Origin of the sequence: Micromonospora sp. WMMD737 (assembly GCF_049179055.1) — a bacterium.
Taxonomy (GTDB): Bacteria; Actinomycetota; Actinomycetes; order Mycobacteriales; family Micromonosporaceae; genus Micromonospora; species Micromonospora reichwaldensis.
Genome location: NZ_JBMHMH010000039.1, coordinates 1 through 2,403, shown reverse-complemented (window position 1 = coordinate 2,403; position 2,403 = coordinate 1). Strand labels below are relative to the sequence as shown.

Below are 2,403 nucleotides of genomic sequence, written 5' to 3'. Positions count from 1 at the left end.
GGTTGATCAGCGAATAGATCTGCCCGGACTCGCCGCCGGTGGCCTGGGTGATGCACTGCTGGACGTTGGGGTAGTTCACCCCGGGCGACGGAATCGAGGCGCCGACCCGATAGAGGAGAACGATGCCCAGCGTGAACAGGATCTTTCGCCTCAGGTCGACCGTTCGCAGTGATGAGATGAAAGCCGAGAGCACTCTTTCCTCCTGCACGGCCGAGTAACGATCGCGGCGTGCTCTGTGGCTGGCGTGACCAGCGTCGTGGTTAAGTCGTGTGCGCGACGGGACCGGCAGGTATATGGCCTGCGCAGGTCACGCGTTCAAACAGTCTACGAGACTAACAGTTGCATCTCCGTTGGCCCGAATCCGATCCCTATTCGACGCGTACAGTTGTGGCAGGTCATTAAGCCACCTAACTAACAGGTGGCCGGGACCGCACCGCAAACACAAGGACACACAGATGCCACGAACCGAGAACGACACCTGGGACCTCGCCTCCAGCGTCGGCGCGACCGCCACGATGGTCGCCGCCGCACGGGCGGTGGCCAGCCGCGCCGACACACCGGTCATCGACGATCCGTTCGCGGCCCCACTGGTGCGCGCGGTCGGTCACGATTTCTTCACCCGGCTGGCCTCCGGCGAGCTGAGCGCGGCCGAACTGGACGGTGAGGACGGCGCCAATCCGGTGGGCATGAGGCGGTTCGCCGACGGCATGGCCGCGCGCACCCGGTTCTTCGACGACTTCTTCGCCGACGCGATCGCCGCGGGCGTCCGGCAGGCCGTCATCCTGGCCTCCGGTCTCGACGCCCGCGCCTACCGGCTGCGCTGGCCGGCGGACATGGTGGTCTACGAGGTCGACCAACCCGAGGTGATCGAGTTCAAGGCGACGACGCTGGCCGGTCTCGGCGCCGAGCCGACGACCACGCTGCGCACCGTCGGCATCGACCTGCGCCAGGACTGGCCCGCCGCGCTGGCCGCCGCCGGCTTCGACGCGTCCGCTCCGACGGCATGGATCGCCGAGGGCCTGCTGGGCTATCTGCCGCCGGACGGGCAGGACCGGCTGCTCGACCAGATCAGCGAGCTCAGCTCCCCCGGCAGCCGGCTGGCCGCCGAAGGCGTTCCGGGCAACCAGGACGTCGACGAGGAGCAGGTGCGCGAGCGGATGAAGGAGTCCACCGAGCGCTGGCGCAGCCAGGGCTTCGACCTCGATTTCTCCGAACTGGTGTTCCTCGGTGAGCGCGCCGACGTACACGACTTCCTCGGGGCTCGGGGGTGGGTCGTCACCGCGACGCCGACCAACGATCTGCTGCGCCGCTACGGGTTGGCCCCGCTGGACGACGACGAGGGATTCGCCGACGTCCGCTATGTTTCGGCGAGCAGATGACGGTGCGCACCGACGGTGACAGCTGGGACCTGGCCTCCAGCGTGGGTGCCACGGCGACGTCGGTGGCCGCGTCCCGGGCGCTGGCCAGCCGCCAGCCCGACCCCTTGATCGACGACCCCTACGCGGCCACGCTGGTCAAGGCGGTGGGGCTGCCCCACTTCGTCAGGATGGCCGACGGTCAGCTCGCCACCGACGCCGACCCGCTGTTCACCACCCGGCAGATGTGCGAGCACGTCGCGGTGCGGACCCGGTTCTACGACGACCTGTTCGCCGGCGCGGTCGCCGCCGGGGTGCGCCAGGCGGTGATCCTGGCCTCCGGTCTGGACACCCGCGCCCACCGGCTGAGCTGGCCGGCCGGCACCGTGTTGTTCGAGATCGACCAGCCCGACGTCATCGAGTTCAAGACGCGCGTCCTCACCGAGGCCGGCGCGGCGCCGGCCGCCGAGCTCAGGACCGTCGGTGTCGATCTGCGCGACGACTGGGCGCAGGCTCTGCTCGACGGCGGCTTCGACCCGGCCCGGCCGACCGCGTGGATCGCCGAGGGCCTGCTCATCTATCTGCCCGCCGAGGCGCAGGACCGGCTGCTGGACGGCATCACCGCACTGTCGGCGCCGGGCAGCCGGCTGGCCACCGAGCACATGGATCCCAAGGCGCTGACCGGCGACTGGGCCAAGGCCATGACCGAGCGGGGCCGCCGCCACGGCAGCGACATCGACCTGGAAGCTCTGTTCTACACCGGTGCGCGTAACTCCGCGGCCGACCATCTGCGTGCGCGAGGATGGTCGGTGACCGTGCAGCCGAACGTGGCTGCCTACACCGCCCACGGGTTCGACCCGCCCGCCGATGAGCTGCTCGCGATGACCGGAGACTCCGGCTGGTTGACCGCCCGGCTCGGACAGGAGCACTGATGGCACGCACCGACGACGACACGTGGGACCTGGCTTCCAGCGTGGGGGCGACCGCCACCATGGTCGCGGCGGCGCGGGCACTGGCCAGCGCGGCACCGGAGCCGCTCATCGACGAC

At 69.9% G+C, this 2,403-nt stretch carries 2 protein-coding genes and 1 pseudogene; 2 read left to right on the top strand and 1 reads right to left on the bottom strand.

Annotated elements, in window-relative coordinates; all coding sequences use genetic code 11:
• Window positions 1-193 (bottom strand): annotated as a pseudogene (locus ACN27A_RS34280) (preprotein translocase subunit SecY); the annotation flags it as partial.
• A 262-nt stretch (window positions 194-455) separates the two neighbouring features.
• Between ACN27A_RS34280 and ACN27A_RS34275 the strand changes: the two are divergent.
• On the top strand, window positions 456-1,379 hold the full coding sequence (locus ACN27A_RS34275) for an SAM-dependent methyltransferase (RefSeq protein ID WP_421459141.1): 924 nt from the start codon (window positions 456-458) through the stop codon (window positions 1,377-1,379).
• Window positions 1,376-2,287, top strand: a complete 912-nt coding sequence (locus tag ACN27A_RS34270) for a class I SAM-dependent methyltransferase (RefSeq protein ID WP_421459139.1) — start codon at window positions 1,376-1,378, stop codon at window positions 2,285-2,287. Before ACN27A_RS34275 ends, ACN27A_RS34270 begins: the two co-directional genes overlap by 4 nt.
• Window positions 2,288-2,403: the final 116 nt, after the last annotated feature.

Coding starts and splice junctions, on each gene's coding strand:
- ACN27A_RS34275 (WP_421459141.1), top strand. CDS start 456: ATGCCACGAACCGAGAACGACACCTGGGACCTCGCCTCCAGCGTCGGC.
- ACN27A_RS34270 (WP_421459139.1), top strand. CDS start 1,376: ATGACGGTGCGCACCGACGGTGACAGCTGGGACCTGGCCTCCAGCGTG.